This is a genomic window from Streptococcus sp. 10824 (genome assembly GCF_013276595.1).
Taxonomy (GTDB): Bacteria; Bacillota; Bacilli; order Lactobacillales; family Streptococcaceae; genus Streptococcus; species Streptococcus pseudopneumoniae.
Genome location: NZ_VMLH01000003.1, coordinates 1 through 19,565 on the forward strand (window position 1 = coordinate 1; position 19,565 = coordinate 19,565).

Consider the following 19,565-nt stretch of genomic DNA (forward strand, 5'->3'; position numbering starts at 1 on the left):
TTTGAGGTTGTGGATAGAACTGACAGAGTCAGTATCATGTACCTACGGCAAGGTGAAGCTGACGTAGTTTGAAGAGATTTTCGAAGAGTATAAATCTTATTGATGAACTGCTTGCAGTCTGAGAAAAAATGAGCTTGGATATTATTTCCAAACTCACTTAAAGTCAATTTCAATCCACTAGAACAAGCCTAGTACAGTTCCATCGCTTTCAACATCCATGTTGAGAGCAGCTGGTCGTTTTGGAAGTCCTGGCATGGTCATGACATCACCAGTTAAGGCAACGATGAAGCCTGCACCTAATTTTGGTACCAATTCACGAATGGTAATTTCAAAGTTTTCTGGTGCTCCAAGTGCATTTGGATTATCTGAAAAACTATATTGAGTTTTTGCCATACAGATTGGCAATTTGTCCCAACCGTTTTGAACGATTTGAGCAATTTGTGTTTGAGCTTTCTTCTCAAAGTTTACTTTGCTACCACGGTAGATTTCAGTAACAATCTTTTCAATCTTTTCTTGAACAGAAAGGTCATTGTCATACAAACGTTTATAGTTAGCTGGATTTTCAGCGATAGTCTTGACAACCGCTTCAGCAAGAGCTACTCCACCTTCCGCGCCATCAGCCCAGACACTAGCCAATTCAACTGGTACATCGATTGAGGCACAAAGTTCTTTCAAGGCTGCGATTTCTGCTTCAGTATCAGAGACAAATTCATTGATTGCTACAACTGCTGGAATACCGAACTTACGGATGTTCTCAACATGGCGTTTCAAGTTGGCAAAACCGGCACGAACTGCCTCTACGTTTTCCTCTGTCAAAGCATCTTTAGCCACACCACCATTCATCTTAAGGGCACGAAGGGTTGCGACAATGACAACTGCATCTGGAGATGTTGGCAAGTTTGGTGTCTTAATATCAAGGAATTTCTCGGCACCAAGGTCTGCACCAAAACCAGCTTCAGTAACTGTGTAATCAGCCAAGTGAAGGGCTGTGCTTGTTGCCAAGACAGAGTTACATCCGTGAGCGATATTAGCAAATGGACCACCGTGTACAAAGGCAGGTGTACCGTAAATTGTCTGAACCAAGTTTGGCTTAATAGCATCCTTTAAAATCAATGCTAAGGCACCTTCAACCTGCAAATCACCTACAGAAACAGGCGTACGGTCATAGCGATAACCAATAACGATATTGGACAAACGACGTTTCAAGTCCTCGATGTCCGTTGCCAAGCAAAGAATAGCCATGATTTCAGAAGCAACTGTAATGTCAAATCCATCCTCACGTGGAATACCGTTTAGAGGGCCACCAAGTCCAACAGTTACATGACGAAGGGCGCGATCATTCAAGTCCACAACGCGTTTCCAGAGGATACGACGTTGGTCAATTCCCAACTCATTCCCTTGATGTAAGTGGTTGTCAATCAAGGCAGAAAGAGCATTGTTGGCAGTCGTAATGGCATGCATATCTCCAGTAAAATGAAGGTTGATGTCTTCCATTGGCAAAACTTGAGCATAACCACCACCAGCGGCACCACCCTTAATTCCCATTACTGGACCAAGAGATGGTTCGCGAATAGCAATCATGGTTTTCTTGCCAATCTTGTTCAAGGCATCCGCAAGACCAATGGTAATAGTTGATTTTCCTTCACCTGCAGGTGTTGGGTTGATGGCAGTAACCAAAATCAATTTCCCAACTGGATTGCTCTCAACTGCACGAATTTTATCAAAGCTGAGCTTAGCCTTGTACTTTCCATACAACTCTAAATCTTCGTAAGAAATACCAAGTTTCTCTACAACATCAACGATTGGCTTCAACTCAATACTCTGTGCGATTTCAATATCTGTTTTCATTCAAAACTCCTCTAACCTCTAATGTGATAATTCATTATAACACAAAACAAGATTTTTAACATCCTTAAACTCTCTAAACGTTCGTAAATATCCCTGTTTTTAAGATTTTTAGAGTCCTTTCTTAAATTTTATATGGCTTTATAGTTTGAAACTATATTCTTTCCTTTTACCAAAATTTTATCGCTTTCATTTTACTTACCGTTTATTTTTGTGTACAATAGTGCTATGAAAATTTTAGTTACATCGGGCGGTACCAGTGAAGCTATCGATAGCGTCCGCTCTATCACTAACCATTCTACAGGTCGCTTGGGGAAAATCATCACAGAAACCTTGCTTGCTGCAGGGCATGAAGTTTGTTTAATGACGACAAAACGAGCTGTGAAGCCAGAAGCCCATCCCAACCTAATCATTCGAGAAATTAACAATACCAAGGACCTTCTACTGGAAATGCAAGAACGTATTCAGGATTATCAGGTCTTGATTCACTCAATGGCCGTATCTGACTACACTCCTGTTTATATGACAGGTCTTGAGGAAGTTCAGGCTAGCTCCAATCTGGAAGAATTTTTAAGCAAGCAAAATCATCAGGCTAAGGTTTCTTCAATTGACGAGGTTCAGGTTTTGTTCCTTAAAAAGACACCCAAAATCATATCCCTAGTCAAGGAATGGAATCCTGCTATTCATCTGATTGGTTTCAAACTGCTGGTTGATGTTAACGAAGATCATCTGGTTGACATTGCTAGAAAAAGTCTTATCAAGAACCAAGCAGACTTGATTATCGCAAATGACCTGACTCAAATCTCAGCGAACCAGCATCGTGCTATCTTTGTCGAAAAAGATCAGCTTCAAACAGCCCAGACTAAAGAAGAAATTGCAGAACTCCTCCTTGAAAAAATTCAAGCCTATCATTCATAGAAAGGAAAGCTATGGCACATATTCTCTTGGCTGTAACGGGCTCAATCGCCTCTTACAAGTCGGCAGATTTAGTCAGTTCTCTAAAAAAACAAGGTCATCAAGTCACTGTCTTAATGACTCAGGCTGCTACAGAGTTTATCCAACCTTTGACACTACAGGTACTCTCACAGAATTACGTCCACTTAGATGTCATGAAGGAACCATATCCTGATCAAGTCAATCATATCGAACTTGGAAAAAAGGCGGATTTATTTATCGTGGCCCCTGCAACTGCTAACACTATTGCAAAACTAGCCCACGGCTTTGCGGATAACATGGTAACCTGTACAGCTCTAGCCCTGCCCAGTCATATTCCCAAACTCATCGCACCAGCTATGAATACAAAAATGTATGACCATCCAGCAACTCAGGCTAATCTGAAAACATTAGAAGCCTACGGCTATCAGCTGATTGCTCCTAAGGAATCCCTACTAGCTTGTGGCGACCATGGACGAGGAGCTTTAGCCGACCTCACAATTATTTTAGAAAGAATAAAGGAAACTCTCGATGAAAAAACGCTCTAATATTGCACCCATTGCTATCTTTTTTGCAACCATGCTCGTGATACACTTTCTGAGCTCACTTATCTTTAACCTTTTTCCATTTCCAATCAAACCGACCATCGTTCATATTCCTGTCATTATTGCCAGCATTATTTACGGTCCACGCGTTGGGATTACACTTGGATTTTTGATGGGGCTGCTTAGCTTAACTGTTAACACGATTACAATTCTACCGACAAGCTACCTCTTCTCCCCATTCGTACCAAACGGAAACATCTACTCAGCTATCATTGCCATCATCCCACGTATTTTGATTGGTTTAACTCCGTATCTAGTTTATAAACTGATGAAAAATAAAACTGGTCTGATTCTAGCTGGTGCCCTTGGTTCACTTACCAACACAGTCTTTGTACTTGGTGGAATTTTCTATCTTTTTGGAAATGTTTTTGATGGTAATATCCAAAAACTCCTAGCAACCGTTATCTCAACAAATTCGATTGCCGAATTAGTTATTTCCGCAGTTCTAACCCTAGCCATTGTTCCAAGACTACAGACTTTGAAGAAATAATAAAAACATCTCCACTTTCAAGCTTGAAGGTGGAGATTTTGCTCTATACAGTTTCTTTTCAGTGAAATCTTTACTAACTTTTAACTAAAAAAACGACCTATAAACCTAAGTAAATCCTTGCTTTATTGTCTTGTTTATAGTACTATACTAGTGTATATACAGTTAAAAAGGAGATTCTTATGAACACACGGAAAAAGACACAATTTATGACAATGACTGCCCTCTTAACGGCTATTGCGATTTTGATTCCAATTGTTATGCCTTTTAAAATTGTCATTCCTCCAGCTTCTTACACTTTGGGAAGCCACATTGCTATTTTTATAGCTATGTTCTTGTCGCCCTTGATGGCAATTTTTGTCATCATAGCCTCTAGTTTTGGATTTTTGATGGCTGGCTATCCCATGGTTATCGTTTTTCGAGCTTTTTCCCATATCTTTTTTGGGACTTTGGGGGCTCTTTACCTACAAAAATTCCCCGATACCCTAGATAAACCAAAAGCTTCCTGGATTTTCAACTTTGTGTTAGCGCTTGTTCATGCCCTTGCTGAAGTATTGGCCTGTGTCGTTTTTTACGCAACTTCTGGTACCAATGTAGAAAATATGTTTTATGTTCTATTTGTACTAGTTGGATTTGGTACAATTATCCATAGTATGGTAGACTATACATTAGCACTAGCTGTCTATAAAGTGCTTCGAAAACGCCGTTAAAAGGAAGAACTATGACAAAAGATCGCAAACAAGCCCTGCTCCAACTCTTGAAAGAAGCTCCTAAAGCCCTCAATGGCCAAAGTTTGGCGGAACATTTTCATGTCACACGTCAGGTCATTGTACAAGACATTGCAATTTTGAGAGCCGATGGCGCTCCTATCCTATCCACTAATCGTGGCTACATCTATAAACAAGTTGATACCAATCCATACGTCCACAAACTTTTCAAAGTGAAACATGAAGTTGAAGAAATCGGTCAGGAACTCCTTGCTATCATCGATAATGGAGGGCGTGTCCAGAATACCTTGATTGACCATCCCGTTTATGGAGAAATTGAAACCTTGCTGAAACTGTCTTGCCGCCGAGACGTGCAACATTTTCTAGAACAAGTCGAGCATTCTGACTTCAGACCTTTGTCTGAATTGACAGATGGCATCCATTACCACCTAGTCGAAGCCGAAACACAACAAGACCTCCGCTATATCGAGGAGGCCTTGGATCAGCTCGATTATTTAGTAAAGGACTAGAAGATTTTCTTGTCCCAGCCATCTTCTGTACGGTGGCGGTAGAAAAACTCTGACTTGTCAGGAGCTTCCATCATTTCCATCAAGGGTAGCATATCATAGAAGATGGAGAAAAAGTATTTAAAATTATAAAACGCATAATATCAAGGTTTTCAACACTTGATATTATGCGTTTTAGTGTGGAAATATTCACTTCATTTTCTCCTGAAATTGAGTTTTTACCCACCCTTACAATTTGTAAGCGTTTTAAAAAAAATAATATAATTTTGCACCCCATCTGATATATTCAAATGTGAATAAATCAGGTATGAGTACTAATTGTTGAGATTTTAAAATAAATTTTATTAATATACTTACTTTCTGAACTTCATAGTATTCAAAATTACGATATTCAAGCCTAGACATAGTCACTACTTTTCATCGGAATAATTAATTTAACCATAGCTCCATTTTCCTTATTTTGCAGTTGTATATCACCTGAATGAATGCTCATTACTTGTTTTACAAATGCCAAACCTATTCCAAAATGTTCAAATTGTGAATTCCTGCTAGTATCTTCTCGATAAAATAATTTTCCAAAATTTTCTAAAACATCATCCGAAAATTTGGAACCATTATTCCAAATACTTAAGGTAATATTGCTATCTGCTAACTCAAAGGTAACTCTGATTTTCTTTTTAGCATCATCTGCATAAGCTATAGCATTATTAACAATATTTGCCACCGAACGGATAATTAAATCTAAATCCAATTCAATATTACAGTCTCGGTCTATCTTAGTACTATATTTGTAGTCAATGCTATCTCCAATAAGGTATGTACACTCTTGTTCCAGTATTTTGGATAAATTACTGATACGATACTGATGAAAAGAAATCTGATCAGAGTAAAAAGTTTTAGAGTAGTTGATTAACTGATTAAAATAGCTATTTAATTGGTTACTTGCTCTTTCAATATCCTTGAGACATTGAACATCAATACCTGATAAAGGTGCCAATTGCAACAATTCCGAGTTTCCTTTAATCACAGTCAAAGGTGTTTTCAAGTCATGTGCCATCGCTGAAACTTTAAAGAGAATATCCGCCTTTTGGTCTTTCTCTACCTGAATCATATTTTTTATTCTTTGTTGCATTAATTCAATGTGTCTATTTGTCTCTATGAATTCAAGAATTGTTAAATTAGATGAATCGTTTACAGAGGTTAGCCATATACTGCTATGATAAACAATCTCCATTTCTTGCGTTACTCTTGTCAACAAGGCTTTAATATTAATAGAAACTATAATAATCAAAGATATACAAATATAAACCCATGAAAAAACATTAAATAATACCCCTAACAAGTCACGAGCGATTGACTGAGTTTCTGAATGAATATCAATAGAAATAGTTGATATAGGAAAAATATAAGCTACAATTATATTCAAACAAAATTGTTTAACAATCGTCCACTTCGTCTTTTTTACTAAAGTCTTAAAATCTAATTTTCGTTCCAACTATATCCGCCTCCCCACTGTGTCTTGATCGGATTAATTGAATATGGTTTTAATTTTGAACGAATTTGATAAATATACTCAGCAATAGAACGAAATTGTGCATCTGATTCCGACGGATATATTCTCTCATAGAGCTCCTCTACGGAATATACTCTCTTCGGGTTGCTTGCTAAAGTATATAAAATTGTAAATTCTCGCTTTGTCAATGATATAGTCTCTTCTTCAATTAAGATTTCTTGATTGCTGACATTAATTATCAAATTCTTTGTGCATATTTCTTTATTATTTTTACGATTTCTTTCCTCCCTTTGGATATGCATCCTAACACGAGCAACTAATTCTGTAATACTAAATGGTTTTTTTATATAATCATCCGCACCAGCTTTTACTCCACTAGCCAAGTCACTATCCAATTGCTTGGCTGTTACAAAAATTATCGGTACATCGATTTGTTCTCGAATGGATTTACAAATTTCTAAACCATCAATCGACATCATAATATCTAATAAAATTAAATCAAAGCCAATGAATGAACAAATATCTATGTTACCTACTTCTCTCCTCGTCGTAACTTCAAACTCCGAGCGTTCTAAAGAATTCTTTATCAAACGAAGAATGCTTTCATCATCATCAATTGCTAATATTTGATATACTTTTTTTTCTTTCATAATTATATAATATCACAAAATACAAAATTTTTATCGTACTATTCTCTTCCAAAATAGCAAAATAGAGAAAGATAACAGCAAAATCCCCCATAAAAATTGAATTGCAACACCTATTGTATAAGGTATATAAGATTGATTCTCAGTCATCAAAAATGAATTCATAGTGGAGATAATTGGGAAGTAGAGAAAAGCATCGCTGAATTGCAGAAGCATTTGACCCAACCCCAACAAAAAAGACAAAGACATCCCCATTGGAACAACTATACTCCTTGTTATAATCACTAAACTAAAACATATTAATATTAAACCAATTGATACCAATATTATTCTTAATGTAAAGGTATAAATAAGTAAGGGAATTAATAGACCATAAAAAATATACACTACGCAAATAGTACAGAAAGCAACCAGAGTCCAAACTAATATAGATATTGATAATATTACTATTAATTTTATAAAAAAGAATTTCCAACGTGTTGGATTAGCTAATAAACTGCTTCTTAAAGTTGAACCGTTAAATTCTTGCCCTATAAATAGTATTGTAATAATAATAATTCCAGCTTGTCCAAGATAGAAGCTTTCTAAGATTTGCGTTAAAACATAATCCTCGGTTATATAACTTGGAGTTTCATGTAAAAAAATAACAAATAAAGGCACTAAAATTATCATTGCTAATACAGTCAATAATAGCCATTTATTATAAATAAACTTTAAATACTCACTTCTAAAAGAATTCATATAACATTACCTACATCTTTTTTCAAAAATTTGTAATATGCAAAACTACTAATTACTAGCACCCAAATACTCAGAAATAAAACACTGCGTCCTGGTGTTGTGATTTTTAAAGGAGATGTTGCAATTAAATCTTGACCTAAAGATACTGGTAAATACTTTGCAAGCTGAATTCTGTCAGAAAGAAAACTGCCTAAATTATAGACTTGTGGTAGTAAGAATAATAATGATCCAAGTGAGGATTTAAAATAAAAAGCAATTGAATAGGATAATACCGTTAATAACGACCACGACAATGACCCCAATAATATAAAGTACCACACATTATTACTCAGTATCAGAGGGTTCAATCCCTCTCTCCCTAAACCAAACTGTGCACTTGCAATAGATAAATAGATTGAAACACACGATACAACAAAAATAAATACACTTGTAACAAAAAATTTTATTACAAAGAATACTGCCTTATTTGAACATAATAGCAAACTGGTACGTAAAGAACTATTTTTATATTCCATACTTCCAATAATTGCTCCTAAAATAATCATAGCAAACAAGCCCAATAATATTGCATCAAAACCAATATACTCAATTGGAGGTATTGATTCTGCTAAACTACTATTTGTTTCAGGTGTTGCATTCAATCCAACTGTTAGAATTTGTTTAGAACTGATATAAGACAATAACGGCTGAAGAATAAAAACAATTGGTAAAACTATTTGGGTTGATCTGCTATAAAAAATTTTATATAGCTCTGATAAAATATTATGGCTTTTTATACTACTTATCATAGTCACCTCCTGTTAAATGAAAGAAAACATCTTCTAAATTATCAAATCCGTTCATTATATTATGAAGTGTACCCGAAGCTATGATACTTCCTTTGTCAATAAAAACAACCTTATCAGTTACCGCCTCTACTTCTGAAAGTATATGTGAAGATAACAATACTGTCTTGCCAATACTTGCTTGTTCTCTAATAAAATTTCTAAACCATCTAATTCCACTAGGATCTAAACCATTTGTAGGTTCATCTAAAATTAGGTACTGGGGATTTCCCAACAGCGCTGTTGCAATACCTAACCTCTGACCCTCTCCTAATGAAAGGTTGCTTATTTTTGAATATCTTTTATGTTCAATATCAGTAATGGATAATACCTCTGATATTCTGGAAAAACCTATTCCATTACTAGCAGCAGCAATTTTCAAATGTTGAAAAACTGTCCGATCACTGGGAGCCCCTACGCCATCAAAAGAAGCTCCTACAGTTAAAAGAGGACGTTCAATGTCACAATATTTCTTACCTCCTATTAAAGCAGTACCTAAAGATGATCTATCCAGTCCCAAAAGTATTCGTAGTGTCGAACTTTTTCCTGCACCATTCGGTCCCAAAAAGGCCGTGACTTCCCCCTCTTCAGCTGTAAAGGATACGTTCTTTAATATATCTCCATCTTTATAAGTTTTTGTAATATCTCTTATTTCAATCTTATTTGTCATAATACGATACTCCTATACTAAAAATTGTTCTTTGGCCAGCTCTTTATATAATGGAACAGATTCCAATAACTCCATATGAGTCCCATTTCCTACAATTCTTCCGTGTTCCAAAACAAAGATTTCATCTGAATCTAAAATTGTAGATAATCTATGAGCAACCATTATTATGGTTCTCTCACCTCTCATACTTTTGATTGCTTCCTTCATTTTCTTCTCACTCAGACTATCCAAATTCGAAGTTAACTCATCCAGCAAGAGTATCTTTGCATCAGAAAGTATTGCTCTTGCCATTGCCAATCTCTGTCTTTCTCCTCCTGATAAATTGAACCCTCCTTCACTAATTGGGCTTTCAATCCCAGATGTACCTCTTTGAATTAAATGCTCCAAACCAACTTTTTCTAAAGCGTCACAACATTCATCATATGTTACATTACTATTACCCATTTTTAGATTTTCTAAGATTGTACCAGCTACTAATGGTGAATTTTGTTCAACATATGAAATATTCGAACGTAAAGTCTCACGACTTATTGTTCGAAAATCTTGTCCAAATATCTTTATACCACCACTGGTAGTATCATAGAATCTTTCAATGAGGTAAAGAAGTGTACTTTTCCCCGCACCAGACGGACCGACAATACTGACGTAATCTCCACTATTTATTTCAAAAGTAATGTCCTTTAATATGTAATTATCATCCGATTGAATATCTTGAAATTGGTAAGAGTCATATGAAAAAGTTACATTCACAAATTCAATTGCTTTGCTTCTGTCTGACTTAGATTCTAGATTTAAAATGATATCATTATCTTCTTCTTTTGGAAGATCAATAATTTCAGTAATTCTACTTAAGGCTCCCAAAGCTTCGGAAATAGTTGTGACTGACGAAAATATTTGTCCTACTGGTGAAATAGCGATATACATTAATAGCATAAAAGAAGTTAAATTTGCAATAGACATTTGCCCAGTAGAAACACGGTAGCCTCCAATTCCCAAAATAATTATCCCACACAATTGCAAGCTAAAATTTGATATCGGTGTCATTATTGATTGCACTCTTGCAACTCCAATTCCCAAGTTTTTTACTTCTTGTACCTCAGATAACATTTTAGATAATTCTGAATTCGTTTCATTTGTCGACCGAATTGTTCTAATCCCTACGATTAGCCTATTTAGGTATGCTGTCATTTTCCCCAAACCCTGATGAGCTTTATAACTTGCCGTTTGAATCAAACTACTCATCAATAAAATAAATAGGAATGATAAAGCTATAGAAATAATTGTAATTATTGCAAGATAAGTATCCTTTAGAAATAGTGTAAATATCGCACCTAAACTCAAGAACAATCCACTCGTCAGAGCAACGGTTGATTGAATGATACCTGCTCTTAGTTTACTTGTATCACTGCTAAAGCGACTAATTAGGTCTCCTGCAGATAGATCATTATACTTATAAATAGGAAGTTTCAAAAATTGAATAATTAAATTTTTTCTTGATTGAAATACTGCACTTTCTCCCATTAATTGTAAAAAGTAATATTGCAAACTGGAAATAATTGTTGAACCTACGGTAATAGTTATAAGCATATATATGGCTGGATTGTTGAATAAATTTACTCCCTTTTGAGAGATTACTTTAGATAAAAGTTCTGGTTGTAATAACGTTAAAATGGACGTAAGTATTCCCAAACATAAAACGATTAAAAAATATTTTCTTTTATTTTCTATCAAAGCAAGTAAATCACGGAATTTTACGTTAGTCATAGTATCATCTACTTTTTCTATATTTTCAGATATCATATGTTTACGCTCTTCATTTCTATCATCTAGAGTTTTTACGACTCTTTCATACGATGATACTTCTTCTAGCTCTTTAATTGGATTTCCGTTTACTTCCACCCATGCATGAGATCTAAAGGGGTTCATAGCAAATCCAGTACACCAACTTGCACGTTTATTTAAAAGAAGTAAAAACATTATTACTCCTAATGATCTTTTTACGCATCCATCTTGATTCCTACACTTATGGCTTACAGTACATATTGCATCACGAGCTAATATTGCTTCATTTTCTGTGGCAGATAATTTCGAGTTACTTAACTTATTAATCAAAAGTTCAATTCTTTTAGGCGAGAACCTTGTAAGCGGATAAGAAATCAGTAAAGCTATTTGTGCTAGTAATCTGTATTTTAGCTGAACATAGGAGTATGACTCTTGATTGAGTTGCATATCCATAATCTATAGTCCTCCTTTTTTTAGAGATTGTATAAAATCTTTAACATCTTGTTTTGCAACATCGATTTCAATGGAATACGCAACAGATATAGCGCTAACAATTTCTTCTTCGCTTTCATTTTTAGATAGTAACTCTAAAATTTTGACACCTACATCATTTGTTTGAAAGTATATTCCTTGATTTTTGTCGAATACAATTGCACCAGTATCTTGCTTTATTATTTTCAGTCTACTTTTCGATTCTTTATTAAACATAATTGTAAACCTCACTAGTTCTTCATATATAATTTGATCTGCCGTATCCAACGTTCTACCGAACATAACTTTTCAAAATAATCAATTTTACTCGGATTTCCCGCGGGTAATGACATCTCTAATTTTAACTTCTCAACATCAATAATACCCATTTTAACCAATTCAAACTGTTCTAAATTGTGGAAGTTTTTACGAACTGCTTCTCTATATCCACTATATAAGGCATCTGAATAATCCCCTTTGAAACCCCTGTTAAAAACCTCAATTGGTACGATTCCCTTCAATGCTTTTTGCAATATCGGTTTTGTCAGTTTTGAACTAACTTTATATTTTGCTGGAATTTGAAGACAAATTTCTATTAATTTTTTATGTAAAAATGGAGTTGCCCAATAAATGGAATTAGTGGTTAATTGAATTTGTCGCAATACTGATTTTTGAAATATTAAGGATTGAATCATTTGGAAGGCTGTCCTATCAGATATTATTGGCTCAGAATTGGAAAATAATAACGAGTTTAAAAAAATTTGCGATTCTTGTTTAGATTTTTCACTGAGCCAATCTGGTACTTGTAAACCATCCACCCATCCCAGTTCTCTCTTGATAGGTGCAGAAGATTCGTTGAAAACAATTTCTAAATTTTTGATCACAGTTTCCGAATATCCTCTATTATCTAACAAATCCAATAGGCAACTAAAAAATGGTCTTCTCATTATTAAACTATATTTCAGAGCATAAAGTAGTCCACCTAAATTTTCCTGACGAACAATATTCCAGGAATTAGACGGCATCGGTGTAAATAATTCATCACCACCAATACCTAGAAAGTGAGTCGGATGTTTTCTACCTTTCTGGTAACCAATCACTGATTTCAAATATCCTTCTGAATCCGCCCACAATAACGGAGAACTTGGCATAATATCATTGATATATTTTTCATCTATCGCAAATCTTTTTTCTGTTATTTCTATTGAGTCAAACTTTTTCAACTCCCTACCAAGACTTTTAGCAATAAATGTCGCCCATTTAGTATCACTATTAGCAGTGGTACTTGATTCAGCATGCAAAATAGAGAAGTCAGGTATCAGTTTATTCAATGTAAAAGCAATAGTTGCAGAATCAACACCTCCTGATACATCACTCGACACTTCATTTCTCATATTCAAATCATGATTAATGCTATTTAAAAACTCCTCTTTTATTTTTATTATTAGTTTATTAAAATCTTTTGTGTCTACTTCACAACTTGGAACTCTTTTTTCTAAACAACCTTTTTCAGATATTTCTAAATAGTTTAAAGGTCTGATATTCACTAGCTCTTCCCAGAGGCTAATTGTTTGAAATGGATAATATGGAAGTCCAAAAATAAATTGACTCGCTAAACGCTTCGTAGAGAGTTTTAAATTCAAATATTTTGCAATTTCTACAGATGAATCACTAAAAATTATATTCTTATTATTTTCAAACCAAGACAGTCTTGAATCTAAATAAGGTGAAATAATATATGTTCTTTCAACCATTTCAACAATAATTAAACCATTTGTAACATAATCTTGAAGTGCTGATATTATTTCTTCAAAACTACTAATATCATTTTGTTCTATAATTGAGCATACTCCTTCGACATAATCTTCTAAACAATAGATTTTTTTATTCTCTCCAGAAACGGTTCTATATAAATTTTTAGTAAGGAATACTATTTTTTATCAGAATATTTTTCAAAAAAATACTTATTTACCATATATATTAACAACCTCAGAAATAAAAAAACAAAGCATCTTGATATTCGTAGTTCTGGAATGAATATCAAAATACTTTATTCAAAATTATTTACCATTGTAATACATAGTTATAAGCTTAAAACTCAATTCTAATTCTTACAATTGCACGTCCACCAAAGATATCACGAAACTTACCAGTCCATAGACCTTTAGTGTCTTTTTTGAAAGTTGCAATTGATTCAAATGTTGGTTTGCAATATTTCATCTTAAACTCCTCCTATCATTTATACTAATGCCAGAACCCATTCTTATAAATGAAAAATATTTTTCAAGAGATATCTCTTGATTCAATTAAATTCTATAATATAAATTTCGGAAAAATATCAGAAAATCTATTAAGATTGAATAAATTTCAGATATTTTCACCTCCACTCTGTGTATTGCTTGTTTTTCACTATTTTGAACATATTAATTCAAAATATATCTGAAGCCACCTGCAACTAATCCTATAATCTTGGCAAGATAAATAAAAAAACAAGGCTTACTCCAAACTACCGATACCTTTTAACGATAGCCTTAGAATAAGCCATAATTTCTACACTTTATTTACTTAGTTGGTACAACTTTTGACATCAATACTACCGTCTCAACATGTGCCGATAGTAAGCTCCTGTACTATCGAACAACAGGAAAATACTAGGATTTATTATTATATTATTGAACGAAAACATAAAGAGTAACATAATCGTACCTCTCCTACTGTCTCTTTGTCATTAAGCTACTCCTAGAGCTATAGCCTCATCACGAAGACGTTCGACATCTACCACAGTTTGTTCCCAACCCTCAATCATATTAGTGCTGAGAGCATATAATACACTTTGGGAAAACCATGCGATTCTCAAAACTCACTCCCATAATCGTCATAGTTTCTTTGTTTATATCTAAGTCCATAAGTTACTTCCTATTATGACCACAAATCATTACCAAATTTCTTGCTTCTTAAATAAACTTGCTCAAAATTAACTCCAAAAAAGGCTAAGGTAATCAATTGTCGTGATAAATACTCCACATCGCCTAAATCGTCAGGTGACACATTTACCTTATTGCCGTGAGCTATATCGTTCCTAATTTTGACAAGTTGCTGAATCCTTTTACTATCTATTCTATGGAAGAATGATTTTGTAGAACCACCATCATCCAAATTATTTATTATATTGCTTAGCGCTAGAACTATGCGTCTGTGATTTTTTCTCTCAAGGCTATTTTTTAACGTTAAGTTTAGTTCTCCAGCCAATTCATTAAAGGTTTCTTCATCAAAAAACGTATTATCAAAATTCGACAAAAACAATTGCTCCAAGAAGTCCTTTATTAATTTTTTTCTTGCCTCACTAGAAATCCCTGTCAAAATTTTAGTATTATCAAGCCGCAATTTTGCTACACGTTCAATAGGCTTAAAGTACATAAAGAACTGTTCTTCACTGTGATTTCTATACTCATGTAACACTCCGATAGAACACATCTGCAGCAAAGATAAGATTTCATCCCTGCGCTTTCTATTTGTCTTATGATTCAATTTACAATCTATGATAGAAAGTCTTTCAAGCCATTCAGATACTGAGGGATTTTCTAATTGTTTTTCATCTAAAATTTCGTCAATTTTCTCGAAATTATAATCAAAAGTTGAAAGTGGTAAAGTAGTAAAAAATGATAATAGAATCAGACACTCACTAATCTTTTGTTTCTGTCCAGAAGTAATATTTAAGTAATGACTATCATTACTATTCACATACTTTATCATACATTTCCAAAATGGTATCACTGCTCCATTTGGTAATTGCATCTTAGTACTCCAAGCATCATTAAGATTATCATAAAAATCATTGAAATCAATAGTTACAGAATATGTCATTATTTTATGCCACCTCTACAGTATTCGCTTCTTAATCCAACATTATAACACAAGAATGCAAAAAAGCAATAACCACAATGGTTTCCCACTCCCGACTGTTCCTTTTACTTGATGGTTTAGCTCTCCTGTTCTCTCTTTTAGCCTTAACAAGCCATAAATGGTATTACGTGAGATTTGGAAAACGTGTGATGCTTCTGTCATACTACCTTTTCGCTCACAATAGGCGAGAACTTTTTTACGAAAATCTATTGAATATGCCATAAGAAGATTGCACCACATTATGTACTATTTTTTGTTCATTTCACTATATTAATACGATACAGAAAACACAACAAGACCTCCACTATATCGAGGAGGTCTTGAATCAGCTCGGTTATTTGGTAAAAGACTAGAAGATTTTCTTCTCCCAGCCATCTTCAGTACGGTGGCGGTAGAAAAACTCCGATTTGTCAGGAGCTTCCATCATCTCCATCAAAGGTAGCATATCATAGGCCAGATCTAAGTTTGGAATCTGGTCTTTTTGCACCCAAGAAACTTCTCCCTCTTCTGAAGAGCGAAGGGTACCAAAGAACTCAGTCGCCTTATAACAAACGACAATATAGCGCCCACCTGTATCTAGTGGCCAATTTTTAATACCGACCAGTTGAGGATTTTGGATAGTCAATCCTGTTTCTTCGTAGATTTCACGAATGACAGACTCCGCGAAAGACTCGCCATTTTCTACATGGCCTCCTGGAAAGGCATAACCAGACCAGCGATTGGTTTCAGGAGAGCGATACTGCATCACCACGCGCTGAGTTTCTAAGTCTTCAATCAGACAAATGTTTGTTAAAATCGTTAATTGGGAACGAGACATAAATTTACTCGCTTTCTAAGTTATTAAATTTTCAGACTTGGTACCATATTAGCTTTTACTTTTGAGAATTATTTAGAATAGAATACCATCCGTTTTTCCTTCATAGGCTTTCCAAGTTCAAGTATTTTTTCTTGTCCATCAAAAGTAAAACCCATTTTTTGATAGAAAGCAATGGCTCGCTTGTTATCTTTCAATACCCATAAGAATATTTCAGAAAAATGATTAAGAGCAGTCAAAGCCGCTTTCATTAACTTTTGTGCTATGCCTTTTCCGTAATAGTCTTTTAAAACATAGAAAGCAATAATTTCACCAGCTTGAATAGTCTCATCACGAAAATTGCCATAACTGATAAAACCAACCACCTTCACGCCATCCATCGCAATCAATGTATTTTCTGGATACTTTTGACTAAAGAATCGACATCTTTCTAATGTCATTGTATCCTGAAATTCCGCAGGCAAAAAGTCATCATAAGACTCTCTCCACGTTTGCCAGTGAACGAGGGATTTGCCTTCTATCTCTTCAGGAGTTTCCATTGATTTGATAATAACCGTCATTTATTTTCTCCCAGTCTTCTCTCAAAATACCATATTTAATACTATCAAAATATTTACCTTGATAATAACGAACTTTTGGAATATGAGCTTCTTTTTTCATTCTTAATTTTTCAGCAAGTTTCATCATACCAAGATTTCCTGACCAAGTTGTCAAACCCAGATGCTCCAACTCCAAGTAATCCTGAAACGTCCTATCTATCCACTGCAACATAGCAACTTTCCCAATACCAGTGTTCCAGAATTTTTTATCATAAATACCAATTCCCAATTCCATCCATCTTGTTTCTTTACATACCCAATAACGCGAAACAGTCCCAACTAGTTTATCATCAACAAAAATACCAAGGCGATTTGAGTTGCTTAAAATGGATTCTGATTTTTGTAGTTCGAATTCTTTAAAATTTGAAAAATACTGATAATCATCATAATAGGGAGCATCATACTGTTTCCAAACTGGATTAAGCTGTGAATAAGCCATTTCCCATAAAGACATCAAATCTTCTTTCTTTAACTTTCTTAAATAAATCATACTATTCCCCTAATCCAAGGCCTTGACTTCCAGCATCATATCACGAATCTGAGCTGCTAGTTCAAAGTCAAGCACTTCAACTGCTTCTTGCATTTGTTTCTCAAGCTTTTTGACTAGTTCTTTGCACTCTTGTTTGTTGAGGCTATTGATATCGACTTCCTTGTCTTCTTCCTTAGCAACTGCCTTGGTCACAGCAATCAGATCACGTATTTCTTTCTTAATGGTTTGTGGAACGATACCATGTTCTTCATTATAAGCCATCTGAATTTTCCGACGGCGGGCAGTTTCATCGATGGCACGTTGCATAGACTGGGTAACCGTGTCCGCATACATGATGACATGACCTTCACTGTTACGGGCGGCACGTCCAATGGTCTGGATGAGTCCACGTTCGTTACGAAGGAAACCTTCTTTGTCAGCATCGAGAATCGCTACGAGGCTCACTTCAGGAACGTCAATTCCTTCACGGAGCAGGTTGATTCCGACCAAGACATCAAAGACACCCAAGCGCAGGTCACGGATAATCTCTGTCCGCTCTAAAGTCTTGATATCCGAGTGCATGTACTTGACCTTGATGCCCATTTCCTTAAAGTAGTCGGTCAAGTCCTCTGCCATTTTCTTGGTCAAGGTGGTGATAAAGGTACGTTCGTTCTTTTCTACACGGGCATTGATTTCACCTAAGAGGTCATCAATCTGTCCCATAGTCGGACGGACTTCCACCTCAGGATCCAAGAGTCCCGTTGGACGAATGATTTGCTCAATTACTGTCTCGGTCTGTTCATTTTCATAGTCACCAGGTGTCGCTGAAACGTAAACAATCTGGTGCACATGGCTTTCAAACTCTTCACGACGTAAAGGACGATTGTCCAGAGCAGAAGGTAAACGAAAACCATAATTTACTAGCATTTCTTTACGAGAGCGGTCACCATTGTACATACCCTTGATTTGCCCCATTGTCATGTGGCTCTCGTCAATCATAATTAAGAAATCATCTGGGAAGAAGTCGAGAAGGGTATAAGGAGGCTCACCCTCACTACGTCCATCCATGTGGCGTGAATAGTTTTCAACCCCGTTGGTATAGCCCATCTCACGCAACATTTCGATATCATACTCTGTCCGTTGTTTCAAACGTTGGGCTTCAAGTAATTTACCTTCCTTTTCAAAGATAGCTAACTGCTCTTCCAACTCAGTCTGAATTTTAGCAATGGCAACTTCCATGTGGTCGTCATTGGTTACAAAGTGTGTCGCTGGGAAAATCGCCAAATGATCCACTTCTCCCAAGACCTGACCTGTCAAAGCTTCCACTTCGCGGATACGATCAATCTCGTCTCCAAAGAATTCTACTCGAAAGGCGTGTTCATCACGAGAAGCAGGGAAAATCTCCACCACATCCCCACGAACACGAAATCTTCCCCGTTGGAAATCAATATCATTTCGCTCAAACTGGATATCAACCAAGTCATTCAAGAGTTTATCACGAGAAATTTCAAGACCTGGACGGAGACTCACGACACTATCAGCGTACTCCTTGGGCGAACCCAAACCATAGATACAAGAGACGGAAGCTACGACAATAACATCATTACGCTCCAAAAGGGCCGAAGTCGCTGAGTGGCGGAGCTTGTCAATCTCGTCATTGACAGAGCTATCCTTTTCAATATAGGTATCACTAGAAGGTACATAGGCCTCAGGTTGGTAATAATCATAGTAGGATACGAAGTACTCAACAGAATTTTCAGGGAAAAATTCCTTAAACTCCCCATAGAGCTGTCCTGCCAGAGTCTTATTGTGGGCGATGACCAGAGTTGGTTTATTGACTTTGGAAATGACCTGACTCATGGTATAGGTCTTCCCTGTTCCTGTCGCCCCCATCAGAATCTGAGCTTTTTCTCCCCCCTCGATATTATCAACCAACTGCTCAATAGCTTGAGGTTGGTCTCCTGAAGGTTGATATTTTGATACTAGTTTAAATTGATTATCTGTAATGCGATTGATCATAAGAATCCT

General features: G+C 35.5%; 21 protein-coding genes and 2 pseudogenes. 5 read left to right on the forward strand and 18 right to left on the reverse strand.

The genetic code is table 11. The features are described from left to right. Positions 1–177 precede the first annotated feature (177 nt). On the reverse strand, positions 178–1,848 hold the full coding sequence (locus tag HT701_RS00315) for a formate--tetrahydrofolate ligase (protein WP_138705572.1): 1,671 nt from the start codon (positions 1,846–1,848) through the stop codon (positions 178–180). Between the two features lie 225 nt (positions 1,849–2,073). Between HT701_RS00315 and coaB the strand changes: the two genes are divergently transcribed. The 5 genes from coaB (at position 2,074) to HT701_RS00340 (ending at position 5,107) form a co-directional block, all read left to right on the forward strand. Further along, the gene (gene coaB, locus HT701_RS00320) at positions 2,074–2,763 is read left to right on the forward strand and encodes a phosphopantothenate--cysteine ligase (RefSeq protein WP_172931072.1); all 690 of its coding nucleotides are present in this window, start codon (positions 2,074–2,076) and stop codon (positions 2,761–2,763) included. Between the two features lie 11 nt (positions 2,764–2,774). After that, positions 2,775–3,326 (forward strand): phosphopantothenoylcysteine decarboxylase, encoded by a 552-nt coding sequence (coaC, locus tag HT701_RS00325; RefSeq protein ID WP_023938571.1) that lies wholly within the window; start codon positions 2,775–2,777, stop codon positions 3,324–3,326. Further along, positions 3,310–3,873 carry an ECF transporter S component gene (locus HT701_RS00330; RefSeq protein ID WP_138705570.1) on the forward strand — a complete coding sequence of 188 codons (564 nt, stop codon included), beginning with the start codon at positions 3,310–3,312 and terminating at the stop codon, positions 3,871–3,873. Before coaC ends, HT701_RS00330 begins: the two co-directional genes overlap by 17 nt. A 179-nt stretch (positions 3,874–4,052) precedes the next feature. Continuing rightward, positions 4,053–4,580, forward strand: a complete 528-nt coding sequence (locus HT701_RS00335; RefSeq protein ID WP_001097388.1) for an ECF transporter S component — start codon at positions 4,053–4,055, stop codon at positions 4,578–4,580. 11 nt (positions 4,581–4,591) lie between these two features. Continuing rightward, positions 4,592–5,107, forward strand: a complete 516-nt coding sequence (locus HT701_RS00340; protein WP_172926045.1) for a transcription repressor NadR — start codon at positions 4,592–4,594, stop codon at positions 5,105–5,107. On the opposite strand, the pseudogene HT701_RS11295 reads toward HT701_RS00340, so the two are convergent. From HT701_RS11295 to uvrB, 17 genes and pseudogenes are all read right to left on the reverse strand, one after another. After that, positions 5,104–5,205 (reverse strand): annotated as a pseudogene (locus HT701_RS11295) (NUDIX hydrolase); the annotation flags it as partial. The gene HT701_RS00340 and the pseudogene HT701_RS11295 overlap by 4 nt on opposite strands. Positions 5,206–5,501: 296 nt before the next feature. After that, positions 5,502–6,599: a HAMP domain-containing sensor histidine kinase gene (locus HT701_RS00345; RefSeq protein WP_138705568.1), complete on the reverse strand. Its 1,098-nt coding sequence runs from the start codon at positions 6,597–6,599 to the stop codon at positions 5,502–5,504. Continuing rightward, positions 6,584–7,267: a response regulator transcription factor gene (locus tag HT701_RS00350; protein WP_000660108.1), complete on the reverse strand. Its 684-nt coding sequence runs from the start codon at positions 7,265–7,267 to the stop codon at positions 6,584–6,586. The genes HT701_RS00345 and HT701_RS00350 overlap by 16 nt, the downstream gene beginning before the upstream one ends. A 30-nt stretch (positions 7,268–7,297) precedes the next feature. After that, on the reverse strand, positions 7,298–8,005 hold the full coding sequence (locus HT701_RS00355; RefSeq protein ID WP_166728203.1) for a hypothetical protein: 708 nt from the start codon (positions 8,003–8,005) through the stop codon (positions 7,298–7,300). Beyond that, positions 8,002–8,793, reverse strand: a complete 792-nt coding sequence (locus HT701_RS00360; RefSeq protein ID WP_000625777.1) for a hypothetical protein — start codon at positions 8,791–8,793, stop codon at positions 8,002–8,004. Before HT701_RS00360 ends, HT701_RS00355 begins: the two co-directional genes overlap by 4 nt. Then, a complete protein-coding gene (locus tag HT701_RS00365; RefSeq protein ID WP_138705566.1) occupies positions 8,783–9,499 on the reverse strand; it encodes an ATP-binding cassette domain-containing protein in 717 nt (238 codons plus the stop codon). Before HT701_RS00365 ends, HT701_RS00360 begins: the two co-directional genes overlap by 11 nt. A gap of 12 nt (positions 9,500–9,511) precedes the next feature. Then, on the reverse strand, positions 9,512–11,734 hold the full coding sequence (locus tag HT701_RS00370; RefSeq protein ID WP_138705565.1) for a lasso peptide biosynthesis B2 protein: 2,223 nt from the start codon (positions 11,732–11,734) through the stop codon (positions 9,512–9,514). 3 nt (positions 11,735–11,737) lie between these two features. Further along, on the reverse strand, positions 11,738–11,989 hold the full coding sequence (locus tag HT701_RS00375) for a PqqD family protein (RefSeq protein WP_001854569.1): 252 nt from the start codon (positions 11,987–11,989) through the stop codon (positions 11,738–11,740). 14 nt (positions 11,990–12,003) lie between these two features. Continuing rightward, a complete protein-coding gene (locus HT701_RS00380) occupies positions 12,004–13,506 on the reverse strand; it encodes an asparagine synthase-related protein (RefSeq protein WP_240152338.1) in 1,503 nt (500 codons plus the stop codon). A 337-nt stretch (positions 13,507–13,843) separates the two neighbouring features. After that, positions 13,844–13,972, reverse strand: a complete 129-nt coding sequence (locus HT701_RS00385) for a hypothetical protein (RefSeq protein WP_000872572.1) — start codon at positions 13,970–13,972, stop codon at positions 13,844–13,846. A 508-nt stretch (positions 13,973–14,480) separates the two neighbouring features. Then, the gene (locus HT701_RS11695) at positions 14,481–14,609 is read right to left on the reverse strand and encodes a hypothetical protein (RefSeq protein ID WP_275690217.1); all 129 of its coding nucleotides are present in this window, start codon (positions 14,607–14,609) and stop codon (positions 14,481–14,483) included. Between the two features lie 62 nt (positions 14,610–14,671). Continuing rightward, positions 14,672–15,616: a HEPN domain-containing protein gene (locus tag HT701_RS00390; RefSeq protein WP_138705563.1), complete on the reverse strand. Its 945-nt coding sequence runs from the start codon at positions 15,614–15,616 to the stop codon at positions 14,672–14,674. Between the two features lie 96 nt (positions 15,617–15,712). Next, positions 15,713–15,877: pseudogene (locus HT701_RS00395) on the reverse strand (IS630 transposase-related protein); the annotation flags it as partial. Between the two features lie 127 nt (positions 15,878–16,004). Beyond that, positions 16,005–16,472: an 8-oxo-dGTP diphosphatase gene (locus tag HT701_RS00400; RefSeq protein ID WP_172931073.1), complete on the reverse strand. Its 468-nt coding sequence runs from the start codon at positions 16,470–16,472 to the stop codon at positions 16,005–16,007. Positions 16,473–16,540: 68 nt separating this feature from the next. Next, positions 16,541–17,029, reverse strand: coding sequence for a GNAT family N-acetyltransferase (locus HT701_RS00405; protein WP_119946651.1), 489 nt, complete (start codon positions 17,027–17,029; stop codon positions 16,541–16,543). Next, complete coding sequence (locus HT701_RS00410) at positions 16,995–17,558, reverse strand: GNAT family protein (protein WP_000639831.1); 564 nt, start codon at positions 17,556–17,558, stop codon at positions 16,995–16,997. The genes HT701_RS00405 and HT701_RS00410 overlap by 35 nt, the downstream gene beginning before the upstream one ends. Positions 17,559–17,567: 9 nt before the next feature. Next, complete coding sequence (uvrB, locus tag HT701_RS00415; RefSeq protein WP_172931074.1) at positions 17,568–19,556, reverse strand: excinuclease ABC subunit UvrB; 1,989 nt, start codon at positions 19,554–19,556, stop codon at positions 17,568–17,570. Positions 19,557–19,565: the final 9 nt, after the last annotated feature.

Bases quoted from the DNA above. Each gene is read 5' to 3' on its own strand.
- HT701_RS00315 (WP_138705572.1), bottom strand. From the start codon at position 1,848: ATGAAAACAGATATTGAAATCGCACAGAGTATTGAGTTGAAGCCAATC.
- coaB (WP_172931072.1), top strand. From the start codon at position 2,074: ATGAAAATTTTAGTTACATCGGGCGGTACCAGTGAAGCTATCGATAGC.
- coaC (WP_023938571.1), top strand. From the start codon at position 2,775: ATGGCACATATTCTCTTGGCTGTAACGGGCTCAATCGCCTCTTACAAG.
- HT701_RS00330 (WP_138705570.1), top strand. From the start codon at position 3,310: ATGAAAAAACGCTCTAATATTGCACCCATTGCTATCTTTTTTGCAACC.
- HT701_RS00335 (WP_001097388.1), top strand. From the start codon at position 4,053: ATGAACACACGGAAAAAGACACAATTTATGACAATGACTGCCCTCTTA.
- HT701_RS00340 (WP_172926045.1), top strand. From the start codon at position 4,592: ATGACAAAAGATCGCAAACAAGCCCTGCTCCAACTCTTGAAAGAAGCT.
- HT701_RS00350 (WP_000660108.1), bottom strand. From the start codon at position 7,267: ATGAAAGAAAAAAAAGTATATCAAATATTAGCAATTGATGATGATGAA.
- HT701_RS00355 (WP_166728203.1), bottom strand. From the start codon at position 8,005: ATGAATTCTTTTAGAAGTGAGTATTTAAAGTTTATTTATAATAAATGG.
- HT701_RS00360 (WP_000625777.1), bottom strand. From the start codon at position 8,793: ATGATAAGTAGTATAAAAAGCCATAATATTTTATCAGAGCTATATAAA.
- HT701_RS00365 (WP_138705566.1), bottom strand. From the start codon at position 9,499: ATGACAAATAAGATTGAAATAAGAGATATTACAAAAACTTATAAAGAT.
- HT701_RS00370 (WP_138705565.1), bottom strand. From the start codon at position 11,734: ATGGATATGCAACTCAATCAAGAGTCATACTCCTATGTTCAGCTAAAA.
- HT701_RS00375 (WP_001854569.1), bottom strand. From the start codon at position 11,989: ATGTTTAATAAAGAATCGAAAAGTAGACTGAAAATAATAAAGCAAGAT.
- HT701_RS00380 (WP_240152338.1), bottom strand. From the start codon at position 13,506: ATGGTTGAAAGAACATATATTATTTCACCTTATTTAGATTCAAGACTG.
- HT701_RS00385 (WP_000872572.1), bottom strand. From the start codon at position 13,972: ATGAAATATTGCAAACCAACATTTGAATCAATTGCAACTTTCAAAAAA.
- HT701_RS00390 (WP_138705563.1), bottom strand. From the start codon at position 15,616: ATGACATATTCTGTAACTATTGATTTCAATGATTTTTATGATAATCTT.
- HT701_RS00400 (WP_172931073.1), bottom strand. From the start codon at position 16,472: ATGTCTCGTTCCCAATTAACGATTTTAACAAACATTTGTCTGATTGAA.
- HT701_RS00405 (WP_119946651.1), bottom strand. From the start codon at position 17,029: ATGACGGTTATTATCAAATCAATGGAAACTCCTGAAGAGATAGAAGGC.
- HT701_RS00410 (WP_000639831.1), bottom strand. From the start codon at position 17,558: ATGATTTATTTAAGAAAGTTAAAGAAAGAAGATTTGATGTCTTTATGG.
- uvrB (WP_172931074.1), bottom strand. From the start codon at position 19,556: ATGATCAATCGCATTACAGATAATCAATTTAAACTAGTATCAAAATAT.